We start from the raw sequence: 20,489 nt of genomic DNA, 5'->3' as shown, positions 1-20,489 counted from the left end.
ACCTGCTGAGCGAGCTGCCGCCATCGCGAGCAGGCTCGCTCCCACAGTTTTATCCGGGAAAGCCCTGAGATTATGTTCGCCACCAACCCCCTGTGGGAGCGAGCAAGCTCGCTCCCACAGTTCTCCCTGAATAGCCTTGATATTGTGTTCGCCGCCACCTCCTGTGGGAGCGAGCTTGCTCGCGATGGCGGCCACACATTCAACATCCTGGCACGCTGACTCAACCTGATCAGCGAGTGCTCAATCCCCCAGCGCTGCACCTTCGCGCCGCGGATCCGCGCCGCCAGCCAGAGACGTTTTCCCTTGCGCATCACGCACCCGGACGATCGCCTGGGTGCCGCTGTTCATGTCGATCTCGCTCACCGTATGGCCTTTGTCTTTCAGCGCCTGGATCAACGCCGGGCTGAACTGCCCCTTTTCCAGTTCGGTGGGGCCATTACGGCTGCCGAAGTTGGGAAGGTTGATGGCGGTTTGCGGGTCCAGGTCCCAATCCAGCAGACCAATGACTGACTTGGCGACGTATTCGATGATTTGCGAACCGCCGGGGGAGCCGACAGCGGCCAGCAGTCTACCCTGACGATCGAAGATCAGCGTCGGTGCCATGGATGAGCGTGGGCGTTTGCCGGGTTCGACGCGGTTGGCGACTTTTTGCCCGTTTTCTTCAGGGATGAAGGAAAAGTCGGTCATCTGATTGTTGAGCATGAAACCCTGGACCATCAAGTGCGAGCCGAACGCCGACTCCACCGTGGTGGTCATGGAGACGGCACCACCCTGGTCATCCACCGCCACCACTTGCGAGGTGGAAATGCGCAGTGGCGAACGGTCCGGCGCATAGGCCACCTGAATGCCCGGCGGTGTCCCAGGCTTGGCGACGCCCATGCTGCGTGGGCCGATCAGGCTGGCTCGGCTGGCAAGGTAACCTTGATCGACCAGCCCTTTGAGCGGCACGGCTACAAAATTCGGGTCGGCGATGTATTGGGCGCGGTCAGCGTAGGCCAGGCGCTCGGCTTCGGCGATCAGGTGCACCGCTTCGGGGGCGGGTTCAATGCCGGCGAGTTTAGCGGTCTTGAGGGGTTTCAAGGGGGCGAGAGCCGTGTTGCTGTCGCGCTGTTCCAGGGCCTGCAACGTCCCGAGGATCTGCGCCACGGCCACCCCGCCTGAAGACGGTGGTGGCATGCCGCAGATCTGCCAGCGCTTGTAGTCGGTGCACAACGCGGGCCGCTCCCGTGCGGTGTAGCCCTTAAGGTCGTTCAGCGAAAGACTGCCGGGGTTGGCGTGGCCTTGCACCTTGGCGACGATCTCCTCGGCAACGGGCCCTTTGTACAACGCATCGGGACCTTCGTTGGCGATGCGCTTGAGCACGCCTGCCAATGCCGGGTTTTTCAGCACGGTGCCGACGGCCTTCGGGCTGCCATCGGCATTGAGAAAGTACGCCGCCATGTCGGGCGAGCCCGGCAACGACGGGTCGGACGCGATCAAGGCGTGCAGCCTGGGGGAGATCGCGAAACCCTGCTCCGCCAGCGCAATGGCCGGCTCGAACAGCTCCGCCCATTTCAGGCGCCCGTGTTTGCGGTGGGCCAGTTCCAGGGCGCGCAACACCCCCGGCGTACCCACGGAGCGGCCGCCGATCTGGGCAGTGGTAAACGGCATGGGTTTGCCGTCGGCTTGCAGGAAAAGTCTTTCAGTGGCGCCGGCCGGTGCCGTTTCGCGACCGTCGTAGGTGCGCACGGCCTTGCCATCCCACAGCACAATGAACGCGCCGCCGCCGATGCCTGAAGATTGCGGTTCCACCAGCGTCAGCACCGCTTGCATCGCGATCGACGCGTCGATGGCCGAGCCGCCACGTCGCAACATCTCCCGCCCGGCCTCGGCCGCCAAGGGGTTGGCCGCGGCGGCCATGTGCTTGTCGGCGTGGCGGGTTTGCAGATCGGTGCGGTAGCCGGACATGATTTCCGGCGGGGAAGGCAGGGGCGGTGTGGCGGTGGAGGAGGGCGGGGCCTTACAGGCGATGAGTGTCAGGGCGACAGCCAGTAACGAAACGGCTGACAGGTGACGAAGGTTCGGTTTCAGGTCTGTAGGCACGTGTCGCTCCATCCGTGGGCCGGGGGTATGGATATCGACTGTAGCGATGCGAGGCGTGGGGCGCAAATCAGCGGGAGAGATTGGGAGAAGTCAGGCGTTCTGCGCTTGGAGAAAAATCGAAAACAGCTCGGACTGGGACTTGATTCCCAGTTTGCTATACATATGTTTTTTATGAACTTTCACTGTTTCGACAGAGATCTCCAGCTTGCGGGCAATTTCCTTGCTGGAGCATCCACTGAGCATCAAGCGGCCTACATCCAACTCCCGTGCCGTCAGTTGCGCGCCTTTGAGTTGCTGAACGGACGCTTCCAGTTGCACTCGCCAATCGACTTGCGGCGATACTGGCGCGAGGGCCACCACTTCGTTGATTTCGTACGGCAGGCGCTGGCGTAACAGGCCGAGTATCCAAGGCTGGATCAGCGACAGCAAGGCAATCTGTTGGCCACTGAACCGCTGCTTGCTGCCCAACGACAGGCACAGCGTGCGATCGTCTTCGAGCTGGCAATTGAACTGGATTTCATCGGACACCACATTCAGCCGGAAGTACCGCTGGTAATATTCGGTCAACTCAAAATGTTCCGGTGCCACTTCCGACAGGCGATACAGGCCGCTGCGCGACTGCTCCCGACAGGCGATGTAGAACGGATCGAGCAGATACAACCCGCGCAGATAATCCTGGAACAATTGATCGGGAGTGCCGTGCGCGCCCGGGCATTCGGCAAACACTTGCGGGTGCTGATCCGCACTGAAAAGCAGCGCCACCCAGCTGTCGAAGGGGACGTACTGGTCCAGCAAACGCACTAGCTGCGTCCAGAAATTGGGCTTGTCCAAGGCCTCGATCAATTGCCCGATCGAGCGGTGCCACGCGATATCGTCTAACGAAAGTGTCATGCCTCTACCCCTATCGGGTTACCCCAGCGGCGTGATTTTCCGGCCGTTGGCTTGCTGCGCATACTGGCGCACAGACAACGACCGGGCAATCTTTGCGCCTGGTCAAGAACAAGGAATACCCATGAAAATCGAACTCGCCCAGTTTGCGGGCCGTGATAACAATACGGCTTACAACCTCGAACGCGCTCTGGAGGCGATTGCCGCCTGTGCGGCCGATACGCAATTGATCGTGTTTCCCGAAACTCACCTGATGGGCTTTCCATCGTTTGAGACAGTGGCCCAGAGCGCCGAACCGCTGGACGGTCCGACCGTCAGTGCGGTGATTGCTGCGGCCCGCGAGCATGACGTTGCCGTGGTGATCGGCGTGGCCGAGAACGACCACGGCCGCTTCTACAACACCACGCTGCTGATCACCCCGCAAGGCATCGCGCTGAAATACCGCAAGACGCACCTCTGGGCGTCGGATCGCGGTGTGTTCGAGGCCGGAGATCGCTATGCCACATGTGAGTGGAATGGCGTGCGGGTCGGCCTGCTGATCTGTTACGACATCGAATTCCCGGAAACCGCCCGAGCCTTGGCGCAATTGGGCGCCGAGCTGCTGATCGTCACCAACGGCAACATGGACCCCTATGGTCCGACTCACCGCACCGCGGTCATGGCGCGTGCCCAGGAAAACCAGGCGTTTGCGCTGATGGTCAACCGGGTAGAAGAGGGTGATGGCGGGTTGGTCTTTGCCGGCGGCAGCGCCCTGGTAGACCCGCTGGGCAAGTTGCTGTTCGAGGCCGGGCGTGAGGAGGGGCAGTTTGCCGTGGAACTGGACCTGAATCAGCTGAAGGCGGCGCGACGTGATTATCGGTATCTGGACGATCAGCGGCTGAAAATAGCGGGAGAGATCGTTGAGCACCCTTGCGGATTGCGGGAGCTGCTGATTCCCGCACGTTGACCCTGACAACACATGCATTTCTGTTGGCCAAAAACCAGAACAACAACGTAACACCCGAAATTTGCGCCGAACTCGGCTCTGCCATAAATCTAATAAATTCGGAGTAGTCGCTCATGGCTCGTTTGCAACGCACCCTTTCACTGGGGGCGGTGGTGCTGTTTGGCATCGCCTATATGACACCGATCATTGTCCTCGGTACCTTCGGCATCCTCGCGCAATCCACCTCCGGCATGGTCCCGGCTGCTTACCTGGCGGCACTGGTGGCGATGTTTTTTACCGCCATGAGCTACGGCCGAATGGCCGCTGCATTTCCCGTCGCAGGTTCGGCCTACAGCTACGTGCGCAAGGCAATCAGCCCGAAACTCGGTTTCATCGCCGGTTGGGCAGTGTTGCTCGATTATCTGTTCTTGCCCATGGCAATTTGGCTGATCGGCGCCGCCTACCTCCATTCCGCATTCCCGAGCGTGCCGCAGTGGCTCTGGGTGCTGGTGTTCATTGGCATCACGAGCGCGATCAACATCGTCGGCCTGAAATTGGCCAACGGTGTCAACGCAGTATTAATGCTGGTGCAATTCCTGGTGCTGATCGCCTTCGTTGCGCTGTGCATTCATTACGTCGGCGGTGATGCGAGCACGCCGTTGTGGTCGGTCAAGCCATTCTTCAACGGTGACATGCAGATGCCGTTGATCATGAGCGGTGCGGCCATTGCCTGTTATTCATTCCTCGGGTTCGACGCGGTGAGCACCTTGACCGAAGAAACCCGCGACCCACGCCGTACCATTCCGCGAGCGATCATGTTGATTACCCTGGTTGGCGGATTGATCTTCGTCAGCGTGTCGTACTTCGTGCAAATCGCGCACCCATCGTTCCAGTTCGACAGCGTGGACTCGGCCGCCTATGAAATCGCCCGCAACATTGGTGGTGATCTGTTCGTGTCGATCTTCCTGATCGGCCTGATCGTCGGCCAGTTCGCGTCGGGGCTGTCGGCCCAGGCGAGCGGCTCACGCCTGTTGTTCGCCATGGGTCGGGATGGTGTGCTGCCAAAATCGTTCTTCGGCACGCTGCATGAACGCTTTGGTACGCCGGTCAATAGCATTGTGTTGTGTGCCGTGGTCGCTTTGCTGGCGCTGAAGCTGGACGTCACCACCTCAACCTCGTTCATCAACTTCGGCGCGTTCCTGGCGTTCAGCCTGGTGAACCTGTCGGTGATCTTTCACTACTGGATCGGCGCTGAGAAGAAGGGGTTGCGTGAATTTGTGTTGTTCTTGCTGTTCCCGTTTATCGGTCTGGCAGCGGATGTGTGGTTGATGGTCAGCCTCGATCACCTGGCGATTTATCTGGGCCTGAGTTGGCTGGCGATTGGCGTGGTGTACCTGGCGGTGCTGACAGGCGGCTTTCAGCGCCAGCCACCGGAGATGGATTTCCAGGAAACCGCATAAACCCATTGGCCTGTATCCCCTCTGTATCTGGAGGGGATATGCCGTGGGGAATACGAGGGGCGGATGAAGAGAGACAAAAAGAAACAGCCAGAAACAAGAAAGCCCGCACGAGGCGGGCTTCTTGAGGTGATTCATAGACTGCTGTAGACATCTATGAATCGGTACTTGGTGGTACACAGTCATTTGAACTGGGTGCTCAAGATGCTGTATCTAAAGGGTTTATTATCGTTTCGTTCGGTTAGGCATACATGTGGGCATACACGCTGCCTTTTTCTGGCTACTGTTTTCCCATGTACCCTCCACCTGTCAAAGCGCCACCAGACATGGCGTACCTCGATCAAGCAGGGCTGATGCCAAGATAGTTATTCCTTGGCCCGTCCTTCTGCCGCCAGGGAGGCGAGGGCCAGGGTGAGAAATCCTGAGTTTCTATCCAGCGTTTCCAGTGCCCCCCTGATGTTCTGCGCGACCTCTGTAGATCCTCGTTGCTCAACCCAGTTTGAGAGCTCCTCGATAGCCGCTCCCAGGGCAAGCTGATTTTCATTCATTCGTTTGAGCACAGACGCAAGCAGAGATGGGTCTTCCATGCTGTTCTCCCTCCCGTGTTGACCATGTAGCCAATCTACATCGAGCCAGTGGCATTGCATATCAGTAGCCCTGTTTACCAGGTGGGCAAAATTGCGCCGGGGACCCTGGGAGATTTCGCTGCACACGGGGTAGGAAACCCGCGGGATCTTGGTAGCGACAGAGATTGCAGCTTACTGAAATTTCAACGTTGAAATTGAAAGGATCCTGACGAAAAAAGGGGATCGTTACCGCAACGGTAAAGGTGAGCCATTGTGTTGTTGATAGCGAACGGTTGAAGCCGGTCAACCTTGGGGATGGTGTCAACCACGTCAACCTGTCAACCGACGTAGAAAACTCAGTCGCTAACAAGATGCTGCGGGTTTCCGACCCCGTGTCTTAAAGACACCTCAGGGTCCCCGGCAAAATTTGGAACTGCTCCTGACGTTCGCTGGTGGCATTGATGCTTCCGGGGAGCGGGGGAATACGCATCCTTGTGAAAAGCAGTGTTACGAACGTTACTGGTGTAACGGTTGTCTATAACTGACTGTATTTATTGGATTTATTGGCGTAACACTGTGTTTGAACATTAGCTTTTTAGGCGTGTTACTAAGCCAGCTGGTGTAACGCTTCAGAGGTCTGAAGTAAACCCATAAGAAGGAAAGAATACTTGTCGAACTCTCGCCTGGCCATCAGCAATGATTGGCAATTAGGCACGAGCCCTTTGCTAGGCGTCAGCAAGCTATCAGCGATTAGCCCGCTGGTGTGACAGGCCGCTACCGGCCAAAAGCGGTCACTCCGTTTCTCTTCGAAACAGTGGCAACTCAGTCACCGGCAGGGCCTTAAAACTGTACCCTGTGAGTTTAGAGGGTATCTGTAAACCCAAGTCAATCAGTCTTCACTAGTGCGAAACGCGCATCCTGGTATTGCAAAAGGCTAAATCAAGGGCCGTTGGTGTGCAGCGCTCGTTTCCTATGCGTCAGCAATTTCGGCTCGCATGATGGTTATCTTTGGTATTAGTCGCTTCCGAATTCCATCAATCAATTCGGTTATCTGTTCACATTCATCCTTCGTAAAACGCCAGAATGGTGCGCCACGCAAATCGGTGAGCGCATTAGAGTCTATGCGCCAAGGCTGGACTTTATGGTGCTTGCTGTCCGAATGTGCATACACCTCATGGCGAAGGCCCATCAGCCGTTTATGCAGAGTTGTCGCGCCGTGATCTTCCGGCAAAAAGCCTTCTGGAAGACTCGGCCATCCGTAGCTTTTGGTGAATGCCCTCGCATAGCTAACAACAAGTGCTGTCACAAATGCGGATTGCTGCATGTAAATAGAACCACGCCGCTCCCAAGGCGCTGAGTGCCACCCTTTTTTCAGTAGATGTTGGGCGTATTGGCGTGCGAGGCCCAAATCTTCGACGGCGACGTAGAGACGCTCATACAGTCTCTGCTTTTCTTCATTCGTGGCCGATGCAATGTCCACGCCTTAACACCGATCCGGCATCGGCCATGGGTTGTTTTCTTCTTCAAGCTTTCGAGCTTCCACAAGAGCTTTACGACGATCGCTGTCGTACCAGTCCCGTAACGCTTTTTCCCGTGCCTCAGTCAACTCTTTAAACTGACTGTGCTCAATCAAACCGTTGTAACGAAGAGCGGAGACATACCCCTCTGCCAATGAGGCCCGTTTCTCGGCGTCCTGATCGCTTTCGGATTCTTCGACGAGATCATCGAAGTGATTTAACGCACTTTGAAAGTTTTGAGCATTATCTAAAAGCTTCATGGTTTTCCCCTATTTTTTTAGGCGCAAAAAGCGCGCCTTGGTAATGCCAAAGCCCGCGACTGGGCGGGCTGGTGGGCAGGCTTTTTCCTACTCTAATTCACTTTTTCGCGGTAGCGAGCGAAGCGCACGCAAAACTGCTTGTTCCAGCGCCTTATTCCTTTGAAAAATTAAGGTTGCTCAAATCTTTTGAAAAGCTCCAATGCTTCGTCATCTGATAGCCCGCGCATGAAATGGTCAAAGCTTTTCACTTCATCGGCAGTTGGCACCGTGAATTCAGGAATCGCCCGGATTCCATCAGCAATCTCCCTACGTGAGATATTGCCCTGAATCACCATGCCGCTGTTCATCTGGTATTCCAGCGAACCACATTCACGGTTCATATATCCCACAGTACTACCTATCATCATGGCATTTGGGCGCTTCCTGACTTCGTGCTTTGCCAAAGCTACACGTAGGGTTTCCAAGCGGATGAAAAGGAAATTGGTACGCGCCAGATCGTCCTCTAGCGCCTTCACAAGCGCGGGGTCATCAATCAGAGCCTGAACCTCATCAGCCCTTTGCAGGGCTGTGTAATTGACGTAGCCCCGGTCGCGCTTCAGGTTCTCAAGCTTCTGGTTAAGCCCCGAGTTCTTAGCTGTGTGGACGTAGCCCTTGGCTTTCTGTATCCACGTCCGCATGACCTCATACACGCTGAGAATCCACATCTGCGACTGAGCAGAGAGGAAGATCGAATCATAGGGGGTGGAGGTTTCGTTGAACTTGGCGCGGAGGTAGTCGTACTCCAGGGCCATCACGAATTCATCAACGATAGTTAGATTCATCGCCTGACTGACAAGGTTCATGTCCGTGCTGAACAACGTCAGAGATTTCAGAGCCTCGCCCAGTGCGTACTGGGGAATCTGATCCGGGGTAAGGTACGCAGGCACATAGTCATTGTCATGTTCGTAATCACCGTCATCGTCAATCATGAGCATCTTCCCTTAAACTCGCTCCCTGCGATGAAAACAACAGAGATGTCCATGAGACTGAAATATTGCCTGTTGCTTCACGCGGCTCCCCCCATTTCACTCCATCGGGCAGCCAACCTTCCGCTGTAAGCGTTGGCTTGTTTTCAAAGAAAACCCAATAACCAAGCGGATCGAGCGCACACCAATTTGCCCAGAATGGCCAAGTTGCCACTGCTGGAGGAGTACCGCTACGACTGGAATTTTTTCGTTGCCTTTTGAAAATCCCCATAGCGATTTTCCTATCTATCATTGGTTCGCTCAGAGGCGAGGGTTGCTTGATCATTCGTACTTAGAGTCGATCTTGGGCGCAAAAATGGCTTCCATTTCTTGGCAGAGGGCTTTTGTTGGGTAATAGAACACGTTTCTCTCCCTGCTAGGATCTTGCCAGGATAGCAGGACAATTCTCGCCCTGAACTTGTCATTGACGATGTACGGAACGCCCTTGGCAGCGATTTTTCGCATCATGTCGGCCGGCGAGCCTTGACGAGTACAACGATTGGCTTCATCCAAAGAATGCCAATTTTTTCTTTCGGCTGCCTGGACTAGGTCGGTGCTTCCAAGAAGCATCACGCCTATCACAAAAAATCGTTTCACAGCTTTCCTTCAATAATCAGTCCAAGGGTAAGCATCACCCTGCGCTTTGCGCAAAAGCTCATATCCCCGTTGCCAATCCACTTTCTCATCAGCCCCCTAAGAAGTATTCCCCGTGCTCGCACCTATCCCATGAATCGCCCCGGTTTCGAAGGCATCCGAACCCGCAAAATTGGGCCTTCCTAAGCGCGCTTCTGGCCGCTTTCTGCCTGTGCTGACCGGCAGCAATTGGCCGAAAGCGGTAACTCATAAGCGACTGCTTTCGGCTACGTGACTATGCCACCAAGCCGGCCTTCAGAAAAAGCTGGCAGAGTTTGGTCGGGAGAATGGCACCACCATCAAAGCCGCCATTGTTCATTCCTAGACCGGCGTTCACAAATGCAAGCAGAACAGATTCATCCATTTCGACAGCATCTTCGATTTTCGCCCTGGAAAATTTTCCTATTTTGTCGATGTCAAAGGACGGAATGCGCTCAAGAGCAAATAAGATGCGGCTAAGCTCTTCAAACGAAATGTCTTCACTGGCATAAGCCGCAAAACATTTTGCTGCCAGCTCCGGCTTTTTCGCGCTCTCCATCCTTTCTAGGATTTCGATTATCGTCTCACCTACTCTCCCAGCGAATTTGTCGTTTTCTCCAAGTTTGCTCAGCATCTCGTTTCGCTTGCTTTCTGAAATCTCGGAAAGCTGGCTAAGAAAACGAAGAAGCTTGCCGCCAAAAACGTGATCCCTGATAGACAATGTCGCGCTGAAGATACCCGCTATGCTGCTGACGACCGGGATTGATTTGGCAGCATCAGAGGCGAGCAAGGCATCTATCCCGAGCTCGACATATTCCTTGGCTGCGTCTCCTATAGAGCCGGAACGTATTACTTTCGCGAGTTCTGCACCACGTGGTGAATCGTTCTTGTCCATGAGTCTCTCCCTATTTTTGTGTTTTCTTCCGACATCAATACACTCTTGGAGTGAGTCGTACACTATTTGAACGTCTGCTTGTGGCCCAGAGTGTGTAAAAACGCTTCGTCAAAATTGAAGTGCGCGCGTCTACGTTAAATCTGAAATTCATCGGCACGTCAGCAGATGTGGATTTCGCGCAGATGCGCGATTTCCAGTCCAGTTTTGAGAACCTGTCGCGCTCGAAAATGTTTTTACACAGCCTGGGCCGAGAGCGGTCGTTGCTGAGAGGCCGCTTACGGCCAGAGCAGCCACTGGAAAATGGGCGTGTTCGGCTGTGAATTCAGATAGTGGACGCACCCCCACCAACCACAATAGCCACATCGACGCAGATCGCATGCCTGAACGTGTGCAGCCGCAATGCAGTCGAGCACCACCTATCGAATCGGAGCGTGGAGTATTGTTTTTTTGGCTGTATATGCATACAGTTTATGGGTGGAAGCAGTGAGGTCAAAAAAATCCCTTGAGGCACATTGATATCATGATGTAGATTCAGGGCCTCAAACTATAATATGCAGACAAGGAAGTATCATGGACGTAAAAGTGAATTTCGCGGTTGTTCATGAGCTTGTAAAAGAGCAATTTAAGGATATTCAAGCTTCCGACATTCGCAAGGTTGTGCTTAATAAAGACAAACCAGCCGTTAGCAAATTGATAATCGGCGCAACATCAATTTACGGCAAAAAAAACAACGCTACTCACTATGGGATTTTCGCAAAAAAAACTGCGAGTGAATTTCCGAAAGACTTTGATGCCTACTCAAAAATTGCTATTTCGGAAAAATCCTTTCTCGAAGTTACTGAGTCAGCTATGGCGGAGCTCTATGTCGCAGCGAAAAAAACCACTGCTTCTTCGGGGGGGTATATCTTATTCGTAGACTATGAGAGCAGTCAGGGGCGATTCTTGCTGATTGCAATGCTTAAAAAGCGTGATGGTCTGAGGCTTAACGAAAATCTCGAGCCTGAAGAGTTGATTGAGCTGGATCTTAGTAGCCTGTATCACGCAGCTCGTATTAATTTCAATAAATATCAAGAGCATGCCACAGCGGATGATGAAGCGAAGCAAGAGCTAAATTATCTTAGCTTTTTGAGCCAAAGCGCAGGGCGATCTGCTGCGGGGTATTTTGTAACAGCACTTGGATGCGCAGTAGGAACCGCTTCAGCGGCGGCTACGAAAAATCTTATCATTGAGAGCGTTAAGTTTTTCAGGGATCGTCCAAATCTCCGTGACAAGAGAATTCAGTTTAAAGATGAGGTTTTGAGATATCTAGAGCGTCAGCGAGATTCTGGACAATCTGTCAAGCTCTCGGAAGTTGAGGCAATTGCTCGTCAATTTTTTCCGGCAGAGATGGAAGGCCAAGCTGATGATTTAGCGAATGAGTTTACAGGGCACCTAAATAGCGAAGCCGTCGGAGTTCCCGTTGAGTTTCCAATCAGCAAAGTAACACTTGATAAGTATACTCACGTGATATACAAGGCTGACAACTGGCAGCTGAAGTTTGATCGGAATTCCTTAGGTGAGGGGGTGGATGCTGAAATTCGTTTTTTTGAACAAGAACGAAAATTAATCATCAATAATCTTTCTGAAGGCGCTATTGACGTCATTCGTCAAGCCATTGCGGATAAACGAGATGCTGCCGAGCCAGAGTAATTGCTATGGTAGATGTAAGTAAGTTTGCCGAGGCATATCGGTTGCTTGGTCGTCCTGCTCTTGCGACGGCTAACGCATTTGATTTCAGAGCTTCTGCTTTTAACCCAGAAATCAACACTGCAATTGAAGCACTCATAATTTCGAAAGCTGGCCGGTTTGACGAGTTACTGGTTGACGGTGTGGATATAGATCCATCCGCCTTCAATTCTTCTTCATCATGGTCAACGATCGAAGTTGCATTCACACTTGATACTTCGGGCGCGGTGCCCGTTTTCAAAAGTTTTGATCAGCTTATGGCTCGATCAAAGAGCTTAGTTCGTACGCAAGTTCCGACTAAGTTTTACATAATCGAAGAAAATATCCTGTCTTCTGAGGAACCTCTCGATCATCGGATAAAAACGCTTCATGCATTATGTCGCCTTATCGTTTATTTAGCTGATTTGGCACATTTTCACGATGAAAAGGAATCAAGTGATGAGTATAAACTTGTATTCGTTGCAGAAGATCTAGCTAAAGGCGAGCGCGCCATAACGCTTTATCCATATCTGGATCGCGAATTGCTAGATTTTGAGATAAGCACCGAGCTAATCGACAGCCTTCAAATGAGTAACTTGAATGAAAGTCCACAGCTCTTCAAAGAGCGATCTATTTTTCGCGCAACCTTGATTGAGTATTTGGCTGCCCAGCTTGGAGGAAAAGAGCGTTTCAAGTTCCTAATTTCTACCTGGTCGCAGTTTTTGATTTTGTATGGAAATAATCTATCAACTTATCTTAGTGGCTTTTCTTTTCACAAAGCAAAGCAAGAAGTGGCAAATGCGCAGTTAACAATAGCTGATCAAATGTCAAAGGTTGTAAGCGATATCAGTGGAAAAATTCTGGGTATACCGATCTCGTTAGCTGTCGTTATTGCAATATCAAAAGCCGAAAACGTTTTAGAAAGCTCAATTTTGGTTTTGGGTATTTTAATAACCTCTGCTTTGTTAGCCGAAACCTTAGCAGCACAAAAATTGCAATATGAGCGGATCAAACATTCTCGTATTATAATGTTTGCAGCTCACCAGCAGAAAGCACATCAATATCCAGAGGATTTACGAAGCTATATAAAAGATTCTGTAGAGGCGTTAACTGCTAACGAGAGAAAGCTCAAGGGCTCTTTAATGGTATTGAGAATTCTCTCATGGTTTCCTGCAATTGTTGCCACAGTGCTCCACTTCTGCATTTTTCGAAATGATTTTTTTTATGGCTTTGAGGAGATTGTGATTTTTGCACGTACTCTTATTTACACTGTCTTCGAGTAATTTAATCTTGTTGAAAATTAAATTCATGAAGACTCAGCTGAGGTCAGTGTACCTTTCGATAGCTTAATGCAGATATATCAAGGTTTTTGGTTGTTTAGAATCAAGGAGAGAAAAAATGCCAAAGAATGCACCATATGATTTCCCCGAGCATTTTCGCGATTTTGTATTTATGCCAAAATTCGATGAGAATATTGAAGAGCTGGCTAGTATCGTTGAAAAAGAAGATTGGGAGCATCGATCAACTGCCTCATCTGCGTCTCATCCAGTTTTGCGAAACTACTTAACTTATACATATCGCAGAGTTGCTGAGGAAAAAAAGGTGGCAATCACTCCGGATGAGGAGTATGCGTGTTTCAATTTGGGGCTTATTACCGAAAGGCAGGAGCCTGTGTTTATCCTTTTTCAAAAAAATAAGTTGCCGACCCGAGACTCATATTGGCATTTTTGGAAGTTTTGTAGAAAGGGAGAGTGGGATCTTAATAGGTTTTCCGCACTACCGGATATGGCTCATTATTATGACGATCCCTCTGGCTTGGTATACGATTCCAGAAAAGAACTCAGAGTAAACGTAGAACACATTATTGCTGATAACCTTGAGCGCTTTCCTACAGAGTTGCAGTCGATGAATCCTTATGGACTGCAAAATCTCGTGAAAGGAGCAATCGATTCAGCAGTAGAACGCGTTCGAAGAAACTACAAAACCGCGATACCTCAGTATTATCAAGGTACGATACAGCTTTTGCTTCCGCTTACGTTGACAGATCCAGCAAAAGCAGATTTAGCTTTAGTTGCAGAAAGATTTTCTGGGTTTTATAGAGCAGCTACATGTTTGACACTTGACATGGCATACAACAATGCGAGGCAGGTAGCGCGACCTGATAGAGATTGGCTAGTGCCTTGAGATTCATCAGCGATCAACAGAAGCAGGCCTTAATTGCGGTCTGCTTCTGTTAGCGCTCAGTCCTGAGTAAACATCAATGGCGAGACCCCGCATGTGGCTATCGGTTTAATCCGGCTAGGAGCAGGCGATAAATGTTGTTGCTCAAACAATAGGCTTCCAAGACTGACAGTTGGTGGCGATGGATGGCACTTCACAACCTGTTGCCGTTAGCCGAGAAGGGCCTGCGGCCGTCAAAAAGTAAAAGTCATGAATGGCCGCTATTGGCCGACTGTGTTGAAAAAGTCGGCCACGGTTTCCACGGAAGAAAAGTACGCGCTTGAGATTGAAATCTTTACATTGAGCAGAGGGTTCGGGCCCAGATTTCGCGTAGCTGCGCGCAAAAAAGGCATTTTCAGCAGTCAGTACGAGGGCTGCCTGGAAGGACTGACTTTTTCAACACAATCGGCCGAAAGCAGCCCTTTAATCAATGCGTGAGAGTGACTGAACAGTTAAACCTGTCGGCTCAACCAACTACGTATAGAGCGGGCAGCGGAGGCTGGCTAGGCCTCCACGGTAGCCTAGCTTCGGCGTTTCAAATGCTGATCGATGAGGCTCAGCTCTGCTTTGATCGCGTTGGCGGTCAGATTTTGTATTGCTGTGTTTTTCCCCCAGCGAGAGCCCATGAGCTTAAGCAGGGCGCTCAGATGGATTTTTCTTGCCTTCAGCGTTTCGGTACGACTGGGGCTGTTCTGCATGACAGTGTGCATAGTGCTGATCCTTGGGTATCGTTTAAACAGCCCACACACGTGGGCTGTTTCAGGTGGGCAGGTCGTTACATGGCCAGCACGTCTTGCACGCTGTACTGCCCCGCGCGCTCCGAAAGGTCATGCGAGGTCCAACTGCCAAAGTTCTCGCCTTGCTCTGGAACGTCCAGCTTTCTCAGGACGACAGGATCTCGGTTAATCATGCGGTGGGCCGCCCAAAGCTTTCCGCCGATATCAAGCAACGCTTGAGCTGCTTCATTCCATCTCTCCTCGAGAACCAAGGTCGCGAGGTACAGCGAGTCATTCTGAATTTTTGTGTGCTCTTGTTGGGCTTCTGAGATGTGTTGGTCGACTGTGGTCAACTCTTGTTCCAGAGCCGTGATAATCAGCTGCTGACGACGGTTTTGCTCGGCTACAGTCGTAAGGTTTTTCGCGGCCTTTTGGGCGTCGACATTGGCTGTCTTCTCACCTTCGGCGTCGCCCCAAGCTACGGCTTGGGCATAGGCCGTCGCCGCTTCTGTCTCAGCTTGGCGAGCCTTTGCCATTTCATCTGTCGCTTGCTGGCGAATCTGGTTCAGCCGGGTGCTAAGGCTCTGGCGTTTTTCGTTGAGTTCCTGCTCGTCGGCTTTCCAAGTCGCCATTGCATCAACGTAGCCCGCCATCAGGGTTTCGTGATTCGCGAGCTTTTCACGACGATGGATTTTTTGATTCAACCTATAGATCTCAAAGTCCAGAGAATCAAACTTCCTTTTTCGCTCTTCATACTGATGCTGTACTTCTTGTTTCCTGCGTTGGTCAATGACCTCGGCGCTTTCCAGCGCAGTCTTGAACGGAAGCATTTCGGTTTTGACATTTTTCATTTCGAGGATTAATTGTTCGCGGCGATCTGTCAGTTCTTTGAGTTCATTCATTGTCTTGTCTCTGTGCAATTCGTTTGGGTTGGGTTGGGTTGAGCGGCTGGCGAGGCCGGGAATGAGCCGGCGCTACCTCGATCAGTAGGGAGGCCGTCAGGCAGCCCGAGCCTCGCTCTCATCCGTTCCCGGTATCGTCTTCACGATGTAGCAGCGTTGCGGGCCCAGGCCGGGTAATCGAACCAAGCTCGATGCCTTGCCATCGCTACCAGGTTCCAGCACACCCCGGTGCAGCAGTTCCTTGTTCACGGCGTTGATGTTCATGCCCCGGAATATCTCGGATCGCCACGCCTCGGGCAGCACGTAGTAGGTGTGGGTGGTGTGCATGGTGTCGCCCATGCCGTGCTCCAGGGTTTTGCGAAAGCCCAGTCGGTCGATGGTGCGTGGCCCGTGCTCATCGATCTTCGCAGCGGCGGTCTCCCAGCGGGTGAAGCGACTTTCGCCAAAGCGCTCGATGATCTGGCGGAGGCGGGCCAAGATCGCATCACCTTCAAGGTTTCCGGCACCGCCACGCTCATTCAGCCACGCGCTCAGGCACACACGTGCCGCTGTGGTCGCGGTGCCGTCGGGCCAGCCGGTAATGCCGAGAGCGGTCGCCAGCTCTCCGGCTGCGGCGGCCAAGCCAAAGCGTGCAGCAGCTCGGTGCGCCTGCCCACTGGCCGAAGCGGGGAGAGCCTTGGCGACGAAGCCTTCCAGAGTCCGGCGGAGGATGGTTGACCATCCATGCATCTTGCCGGGCTCGCAAAGGGCCGCCAGGAACGCAGTCAGAGGCGTGCCGTAGTATTTGGCAACCCGAGCCTTGAGCGCGTCAGAGAGGGCCGCTGCGTCGTCGAAACCACTCAGTACATCGAACATGCCGAGGCCTTTGCTGGCATCCGCTGGTACGGCCAGCATGCGTACCTCCATACCGGCTTTTAACTCCTTGTTGGCTTCGGCCATGTGCTGCGCCAAAGTCTTCTCGCCGGTCGAGAGAAACAACAAGCGCCACTCCTGCACCTGTCGGCCCGCTTGTCCTCGATCATTGGCGCGAGCCTTGCCGGTGCCATTGCCGAGCATGTAGACCGTTTCGCCGATGATGCGCGGGTCGCACATACCGATTTCATCCAGCACCAGGAGCCCGTCCGAGTGCGCGGCGGCGATGGATTCCAGGGCGTTATCTGTCGAGCGCCAGGAACGTACTACGCGCGGCCCGCCATAGACGGAGGCGGCGACTTGAAGGTGGGTGGTCTTGCCACCGGAGCTGTCACCGTAGAGGTGAAACCCGCCCGACTCGTGACCGAGCATGTTCAGCAATGGTCCAGCAAAAGCCACACTGACGACGAACGCCAAACGATGGTTGCCAACGCACAATGCGCCGATTTGCTCTTGCCACTGCTCCAGCGTGCCGGACTCGCTGATCGGTGGGAGTTGTGCCCCAGCCTCATAGAAGTGCAGATGTTCGTCATGCGAGCCGATCTGGCGTTCGGGCAATAGGAAGGCATTCCCGTGCCAGCCGAGACGGGTGACCAGTCGAGCCCGTTGCGCACTGTCAAAACCCTGCAAGTAGCTTTGCAGGTCGTTGCGTGCGTTGCGTCCTGAGCGGCTGCCCGCCAGACGCAGACCCATGTCCACAAGTGGGCCGAGTACGTCCTTGCCAAAGTCGCCGGTCATGGTGCGGGCTGGAATGTTCCAGCGTTTCTTCTGACCGTCGGGGTCGTCGAACTCGACCAGCAAGCCCCAGTTATGCCCCTTGTCGTCACGGGTGCGTGCGAGGATCTCCAGGGGCGAACACACAGGCCGCGCTTCGCCGTCGTCGCCGGAATAAAACACGCCTTCCGGCGTCAGGCGAAAACCGCCGGGCAGCAGGTCGTTTTTTGATTTGGCGGGGCGCTTTGTTTTTGGTGGTGCCTTTGTTTCGATCTCTCCGGCCGGAGCGGGGGCGGGTGCCGAGCCAAACAGCTCGCCAGTGCGCTCCAGTTCGGCGAGGTGGGCCGATGTCCAGCCCTTGGCGAGTGCGTCGGCTGCATCATCGCCATCATCCCATTGACCACTTTTGGCAAAGGTCGGTTTGCCATTCTTGAGCGTGGGCTTGCGTTTGAAGATGTCCAGGGCGATTGCTTGCACTGAGGCGGCGCCGATGTCACGCAGCTTTTCCGCGACGGCGTCCATGCAGCTCTGACCGCTGGAATCGTTGTCCGGCCACAACAAGACAGACCGTCCTTTGAGCGGTGTCAGGTCGGCCTTGTGCCAAGAGTTGGAACCGTTCGGCCAGCAGGTCGCCACATGGCCCGGCATCAACTCGGCAGCGGCATCGGCGGCTTTCTCGCCTTCGCACAGTACGACGGGGGCATCGAGCCGTTGCGATAGTTCGTCCAGGCGCAGAAGGGGTCGCGGATCGGGCAGACCTTGCCAACGCCATTGAGTAGTTTGACCGTCGGCGCGTTGGCACCAGGTCAACGGTGCAAAGACTTTCCTTGGCTTGCCGTCTTCGTCCGGCCCAAGGTCGAAGCGATAAAGCGCCATGAGGGACTGGCCTTGGGCATCGCGATAGATCCACACCTTGGAGGGCGCACCGTGTTGCCGGTGCTTGGCCGGGCACTTGTTCATGGCCTCGACCGGGATCGGCTGGATGGCGATCCATTCCGGTACTTTGCTTTTGCTCGGTGTGGGCTTTGATTGCGCGGCGCCTGGCGATACGTGCAGCAGGTCCGCCAGCTTGTTACAGGCTTCGACGTCTGTGCCTCCGTCGAGGTAGCGCACCAGGTCGATCAGGTCGCCGCCCTTGTCACCGGTAGCAAAATCCGCCCAGGTGCCCTTGCTCAAGTTGACCTTAAGCGATCCGGCTCGTTTGTCCGTGCGGGTCGGATTGGGAGCGGTGTATTCCTTGCCGCCGTCGACCCGTTTGCCATTGGGCAGCCAGTGAGACAGCACGCGATCAATGTCCTTGAGTGCGGCACTTTTCACGTCGGCGAAGCTGGGGCGTTTTGTTGGGTTATTCATGCGCTGGGTCATGTATCGGCCCCCGGCATAAACATCGCATCGTTCACGTCATCGATCAGGGCTTTTGCCATTTCGCCCAGGTAAAGCGCGCACCAGCTGTAGCGCTCGCCCTTATCGCTCATGGCGGCATCGAGGGAGAGTTGATTGGCGTAGTGCTGAAGGAGCGAAACCGTTTCGAGTGCGTCCTCAATGGGAATGCCCGCATTCACCCGAAACACGCCCCGGCCGGAGGTTTTATTGAAAAACGACGCTCGGCCTAGTGTGGTGTGAGCGCTCATAGGGCACCGCCTTTCTGATCCATCGGAACAGACGTGGTGTCACCGTGAAGGGTCAGGGTTTTGATCAGTCCCAGGGTGCCCCGGACATCCCAAATAACAGCGGCCAGGACGTGATTGGCTAGGCGTGGTCTGTCGCTTTCGCTTTCGAAATGGTCCTCAAGCAACATCAGTACGGATTCTGCGCGGCTGATTGCACAGGTGATTGCATCAACAGGGACACCCTTTTCGATGTCTTTGCTGACGCAGAGCAGGTCTTCAGGCAAGGCGAAGCTGAGGGAGCCGTTCATTGGGCACCGCCTGCGGCTTCGAGAGCGCGAGCTTTGACCATATGGGCGTTGTAACGGGCAAGACGAGTAGCGAGGCTGGAGTTGGCGTGTAGAGCGGCGAGAGCCATTGCACGGTGTGCAGCGGCGCGAATTTTGGACGAGCTGAGGGCGTGCATAGGGTGTAGCTCCTTTTCTGTGTAGGAGCTGCCACGGATCGTCGCCAAACGAATTAGGGTGGCAGCTGTGCGCAGGTTGGCGAACCGGGGAAAAGGGACCCGGCAGACCCGAAGGTCTCCCACGCACAGCCACCATAAAATAGGAATGCGGGCATAAAAAAAGCGCCTGCAATCGTAATGGGGGCGCCTGTGCGCCTTTTCTATCCGGGTCGCCAAACCCGGTCGCTGAATTTGCAGCGACGACCAAAGAGTAACGTCCGTTTTTCGAAAGCGCAACTGCGCGGGTGGCTTGCGGAATTTTTGGGTGTGGCATAAATTGTTCGGGCATGTAGATTTACCTCAACGCCTCCGGATCGCCCCCGGAGGCGTTTTCGTTTCAGGCATTGACTTCCCAGCGCAGGGAAACAAAGGGTAAGAGGTCGCCATCTAGGCAGGCGCGTGCATCTTCGTAGGCGTCGATTTGTTGGCCTTCGTCAACGATGATTGCTCGAGGCGCTTCGCAGGGAACTGACAATGCGCACCAGGTACCGTCGGCCCAACAGAGCACGGCGACCACACGACCTTGTTTGTCCTGCTGGCTGCGGTAGCGCTCCAGGCGTTGCATGAGGCGAGGCGGGAAGCCGATCTGACGAAGAATAGAGAACGGGTGCATCAGGGCTTCGTTGGCGATCTTGCGGCTCATGCGGCCACCTGATCACGAGCCTCAATGCGGCTGCGTGCCCATTGTTGGACTTCAGACAAAACCCAGGCGACCGGCGCACCGCGAGCATTGCTGTTGCTCAGTTTGACGGGCTGAGGAAAGCCACAGTCAGGACGCTGCATCAGCTTGTAGATGGTGGACCGCTTCATCCCCACGATGCCTTCGACTTCGCGCATGCGGATCAACGTCGAGGTGGCATCAAACAGCGAGGGGGAATTTGCAGGAGCCTTGCGGGAAAGGCCGGTAATTGAGGTACTCATAGGTATTGCTCTCGATTGGTTTGGACTGACGAGAGCAATGATCTAGGCGGTGAAGTGCGGTGAGCAGTTCACTTCCAATTGA

General features: G+C 54.0%; 22 protein-coding genes. 6 read left to right on the top strand and 16 right to left on the bottom strand.

Features of this window, described 5'->3' with window-relative positions; translation table 11 throughout:
• Positions 1 to 240: 240 nt before the first annotated feature.
• Positions 241 to 2,094: a gamma-glutamyltransferase gene (gene ggt / locus LQ215_RS06555; protein WP_230148106.1), complete on the bottom strand. Its 1,854-nt coding sequence runs from the start codon at positions 2,092 to 2,094 to the stop codon at positions 241 to 243.
• Positions 2,095 to 2,172: 78 nt separating this feature from the next.
• Entirely contained in the window at positions 2,173 to 2,973 is an 801-nt protein-coding gene (locus LQ215_RS06550) for a helix-turn-helix transcriptional regulator (protein WP_230148104.1), read from the bottom strand.
• 121 nt (positions 2,974 to 3,094) lie between these two features.
• Between LQ215_RS06550 and LQ215_RS06545 the strand changes: the two genes are divergently transcribed.
• Positions 3,095 to 3,916, top strand: coding sequence for a carbon-nitrogen hydrolase family protein (locus LQ215_RS06545; protein WP_230148102.1), 822 nt, complete (start codon positions 3,095 to 3,097; stop codon positions 3,914 to 3,916).
• A 113-nt stretch (positions 3,917 to 4,029) separates the two neighbouring features.
• The gene (locus LQ215_RS06540) at positions 4,030 to 5,355 is read left to right on the top strand and encodes an APC family permease (protein WP_230148100.1); all 1,326 of its coding nucleotides are present in this window, start codon (positions 4,030 to 4,032) and stop codon (positions 5,353 to 5,355) included.
• 362 nt (positions 5,356 to 5,717) lie between these two features.
• Here the strand turns inward: LQ215_RS06540 and LQ215_RS06535 are convergent, their stop codons facing one another.
• The 7 genes from LQ215_RS06535 to LQ215_RS06505 form a co-directional block, all read right to left on the bottom strand.
• Positions 5,718 to 5,939: a hypothetical protein gene (locus LQ215_RS06535; RefSeq protein ID WP_042956428.1), complete on the bottom strand. Its 222-nt coding sequence runs from the start codon at positions 5,937 to 5,939 to the stop codon at positions 5,718 to 5,720.
• 949 nt (positions 5,940 to 6,888) lie between these two features.
• Positions 6,889 to 7,398: a hypothetical protein gene (locus LQ215_RS06530; RefSeq protein WP_230148098.1), complete on the bottom strand. Its 510-nt coding sequence runs from the start codon at positions 7,396 to 7,398 to the stop codon at positions 6,889 to 6,891.
• A 3-nt stretch (positions 7,399 to 7,401) separates the two neighbouring features.
• Positions 7,402 to 7,695 (bottom strand): hypothetical protein, encoded by a 294-nt coding sequence (locus tag LQ215_RS06525; protein WP_230148096.1) that lies wholly within the window; start codon positions 7,693 to 7,695, stop codon positions 7,402 to 7,404.
• 167 nt (positions 7,696 to 7,862) lie between these two features.
• Positions 7,863 to 8,663, bottom strand: a complete 801-nt coding sequence (locus LQ215_RS06520) for a hypothetical protein (protein ID WP_230148094.1) — start codon at positions 8,661 to 8,663, stop codon at positions 7,863 to 7,865.
• Entirely contained in the window at positions 8,656 to 8,931 is a 276-nt protein-coding gene (locus tag LQ215_RS06515; RefSeq protein WP_230148092.1) for a hypothetical protein, read from the bottom strand. The genes LQ215_RS06520 and LQ215_RS06515 overlap by 8 nt, the downstream gene beginning before the upstream one ends.
• Positions 8,932 to 8,981: 50 nt before the next feature.
• Entirely contained in the window at positions 8,982 to 9,296 is a 315-nt protein-coding gene (locus LQ215_RS06510; RefSeq protein ID WP_230148090.1) for a hypothetical protein, read from the bottom strand.
• Positions 9,297 to 9,567: 271 nt separating this feature from the next.
• Positions 9,568 to 10,206 carry a hypothetical protein gene (locus tag LQ215_RS06505; RefSeq protein WP_230148088.1) on the bottom strand — a complete coding sequence of 213 codons (639 nt, stop codon included), beginning with the start codon at positions 10,204 to 10,206 and terminating at the stop codon, positions 9,568 to 9,570.
• A gap of 570 nt (positions 10,207 to 10,776) precedes the next feature.
• On the opposite strand from LQ215_RS06505, the gene LQ215_RS06500 reads away from it, so the two are divergent.
• From LQ215_RS06500 to LQ215_RS06485, 4 genes are all read left to right on the top strand, one after another.
• On the top strand, positions 10,777 to 11,895 hold the full coding sequence (locus LQ215_RS06500) for a nucleoid-associated protein (RefSeq protein WP_230148087.1): 1,119 nt from the start codon (positions 10,777 to 10,779) through the stop codon (positions 11,893 to 11,895).
• Positions 11,896 to 11,900: 5 nt separating this feature from the next.
• The gene (locus LQ215_RS06495; RefSeq protein ID WP_230148085.1) at positions 11,901 to 13,193 is read left to right on the top strand and encodes a hypothetical protein; all 1,293 of its coding nucleotides are present in this window, start codon (positions 11,901 to 11,903) and stop codon (positions 13,191 to 13,193) included.
• A gap of 115 nt (positions 13,194 to 13,308) precedes the next feature.
• A complete protein-coding gene (locus tag LQ215_RS06490) occupies positions 13,309 to 14,094 on the top strand; it encodes a DUF3825 domain-containing protein (protein WP_230148083.1) in 786 nt (261 codons plus the stop codon).
• A gap of 246 nt (positions 14,095 to 14,340) precedes the next feature.
• Positions 14,341 to 14,568, top strand: coding sequence for a hypothetical protein (locus LQ215_RS06485; RefSeq protein ID WP_230148081.1), 228 nt, complete (start codon positions 14,341 to 14,343; stop codon positions 14,566 to 14,568).
• Between the two features lie 83 nt (positions 14,569 to 14,651).
• Here the strand turns inward: LQ215_RS06485 and LQ215_RS06480 are convergent, their stop codons facing one another.
• From LQ215_RS06480 to LQ215_RS06450, 7 genes are all read right to left on the bottom strand, one after another.
• Positions 14,652 to 14,840 (bottom strand): hypothetical protein, encoded by a 189-nt coding sequence (locus tag LQ215_RS06480; protein ID WP_230148080.1) that lies wholly within the window; start codon positions 14,838 to 14,840, stop codon positions 14,652 to 14,654.
• 65 nt (positions 14,841 to 14,905) lie between these two features.
• Positions 14,906 to 15,748: a chromosome segregation protein SMC gene (locus tag LQ215_RS06475; RefSeq protein WP_230148078.1), complete on the bottom strand. Its 843-nt coding sequence runs from the start codon at positions 15,746 to 15,748 to the stop codon at positions 14,906 to 14,908.
• Positions 15,749 to 15,844: 96 nt separating this feature from the next.
• Entirely contained in the window at positions 15,845 to 18,739 is a 2,895-nt protein-coding gene (locus LQ215_RS06470; RefSeq protein WP_230148076.1) for a DUF927 domain-containing protein, read from the bottom strand.
• Positions 18,736 to 19,005 carry a DUF3077 domain-containing protein gene (locus tag LQ215_RS06465; protein WP_010457913.1) on the bottom strand — a complete coding sequence of 90 codons (270 nt, stop codon included), beginning with the start codon at positions 19,003 to 19,005 and terminating at the stop codon, positions 18,736 to 18,738. Before LQ215_RS06465 ends, LQ215_RS06470 begins: the two co-directional genes overlap by 4 nt.
• The gene (locus tag LQ215_RS06460; RefSeq protein ID WP_230148074.1) at positions 19,002 to 19,292 is read right to left on the bottom strand and encodes a hypothetical protein; all 291 of its coding nucleotides are present in this window, start codon (positions 19,290 to 19,292) and stop codon (positions 19,002 to 19,004) included. The genes LQ215_RS06465 and LQ215_RS06460 overlap by 4 nt, the downstream gene beginning before the upstream one ends.
• 531 nt (positions 19,293 to 19,823) lie before the next feature.
• Positions 19,824 to 20,129 (bottom strand): hypothetical protein, encoded by a 306-nt coding sequence (locus LQ215_RS06455; protein WP_230148072.1) that lies wholly within the window; start codon positions 20,127 to 20,129, stop codon positions 19,824 to 19,826.
• The gene (locus LQ215_RS06450) at positions 20,126 to 20,407 is read right to left on the bottom strand and encodes a helix-turn-helix transcriptional regulator (protein ID WP_042956438.1); all 282 of its coding nucleotides are present in this window, start codon (positions 20,405 to 20,407) and stop codon (positions 20,126 to 20,128) included. Before LQ215_RS06450 ends, LQ215_RS06455 begins: the two co-directional genes overlap by 4 nt.
• Between the last annotated feature and the right edge of the window lie 82 nt (positions 20,408 to 20,489).

Source organism: Pseudomonas brassicacearum, assembly GCF_918698105.1.
Lineage (GTDB): Bacteria > Pseudomonadota > Gammaproteobacteria > Pseudomonadales > Pseudomonadaceae > Aquipseudomonas > Aquipseudomonas brassicacearum_F.
This window is presented reverse-complemented; position numbering and strand designations above follow the sequence as displayed.

Excerpts from the sequence above, each read along its gene's own strand:
- LQ215_RS06470 (WP_230148076.1), bottom strand. The coding sequence starts at position 18,739 with ATGACCCAGCGCATGAATAACCCAACAAAACGCCCCAGCTTCGCCGAC.
- LQ215_RS06550 (WP_230148104.1), bottom strand. The coding sequence starts at position 2,973 with ATGACACTTTCGTTAGACGATATCGCGTGGCACCGCTCGATCGGGCAA.
- LQ215_RS06500 (WP_230148087.1), top strand. The coding sequence starts at position 10,777 with ATGGACGTAAAAGTGAATTTCGCGGTTGTTCATGAGCTTGTAAAAGAG.
- LQ215_RS06540 (WP_230148100.1), top strand. The coding sequence starts at position 4,030 with ATGGCTCGTTTGCAACGCACCCTTTCACTGGGGGCGGTGGTGCTGTTT.
- ggt (WP_230148106.1), bottom strand. The coding sequence starts at position 2,094 with ATGGAGCGACACGTGCCTACAGACCTGAAACCGAACCTTCGTCACCTG.
- LQ215_RS06465 (WP_010457913.1), bottom strand. The coding sequence starts at position 19,005 with ATGAGCGCTCACACCACACTAGGCCGAGCGTCGTTTTTCAATAAAACC.
- LQ215_RS06545 (WP_230148102.1), top strand. The coding sequence starts at position 3,095 with ATGAAAATCGAACTCGCCCAGTTTGCGGGCCGTGATAACAATACGGCT.
- LQ215_RS06485 (WP_230148081.1), top strand. The coding sequence starts at position 14,341 with ATGAATGGCCGCTATTGGCCGACTGTGTTGAAAAAGTCGGCCACGGTT.
- LQ215_RS06505 (WP_230148088.1), bottom strand. The coding sequence starts at position 10,206 with ATGGACAAGAACGATTCACCACGTGGTGCAGAACTCGCGAAAGTAATA.
- LQ215_RS06450 (WP_042956438.1), bottom strand. The coding sequence starts at position 20,407 with ATGAGTACCTCAATTACCGGCCTTTCCCGCAAGGCTCCTGCAAATTCC.
- LQ215_RS06490 (WP_230148083.1), top strand. The coding sequence starts at position 13,309 with ATGCCAAAGAATGCACCATATGATTTCCCCGAGCATTTTCGCGATTTT.
- LQ215_RS06535 (WP_042956428.1), bottom strand. The coding sequence starts at position 5,939 with ATGGAAGACCCATCTCTGCTTGCGTCTGTGCTCAAACGAATGAATGAA.
- LQ215_RS06495 (WP_230148085.1), top strand. The coding sequence starts at position 11,901 with ATGGTAGATGTAAGTAAGTTTGCCGAGGCATATCGGTTGCTTGGTCGT.
- LQ215_RS06475 (WP_230148078.1), bottom strand. The coding sequence starts at position 15,748 with ATGAATGAACTCAAAGAACTGACAGATCGCCGCGAACAATTAATCCTC.
- LQ215_RS06455 (WP_230148072.1), bottom strand. The coding sequence starts at position 20,129 with ATGAGCCGCAAGATCGCCAACGAAGCCCTGATGCACCCGTTCTCTATT.
- LQ215_RS06480 (WP_230148080.1), bottom strand. The coding sequence starts at position 14,840 with ATGCACACTGTCATGCAGAACAGCCCCAGTCGTACCGAAACGCTGAAG.
- LQ215_RS06520 (WP_230148094.1), bottom strand. The coding sequence starts at position 8,663 with ATGATTGACGATGACGGTGATTACGAACATGACAATGACTATGTGCCT.
- LQ215_RS06460 (WP_230148074.1), bottom strand. The coding sequence starts at position 19,292 with ATGAACGGCTCCCTCAGCTTCGCCTTGCCTGAAGACCTGCTCTGCGTC.
- LQ215_RS06515 (WP_230148092.1), bottom strand. The coding sequence starts at position 8,931 with ATGGGGATTTTCAAAAGGCAACGAAAAAATTCCAGTCGTAGCGGTACT.
- LQ215_RS06525 (WP_230148096.1), bottom strand. The coding sequence starts at position 7,695 with ATGAAGCTTTTAGATAATGCTCAAAACTTTCAAAGTGCGTTAAATCAC.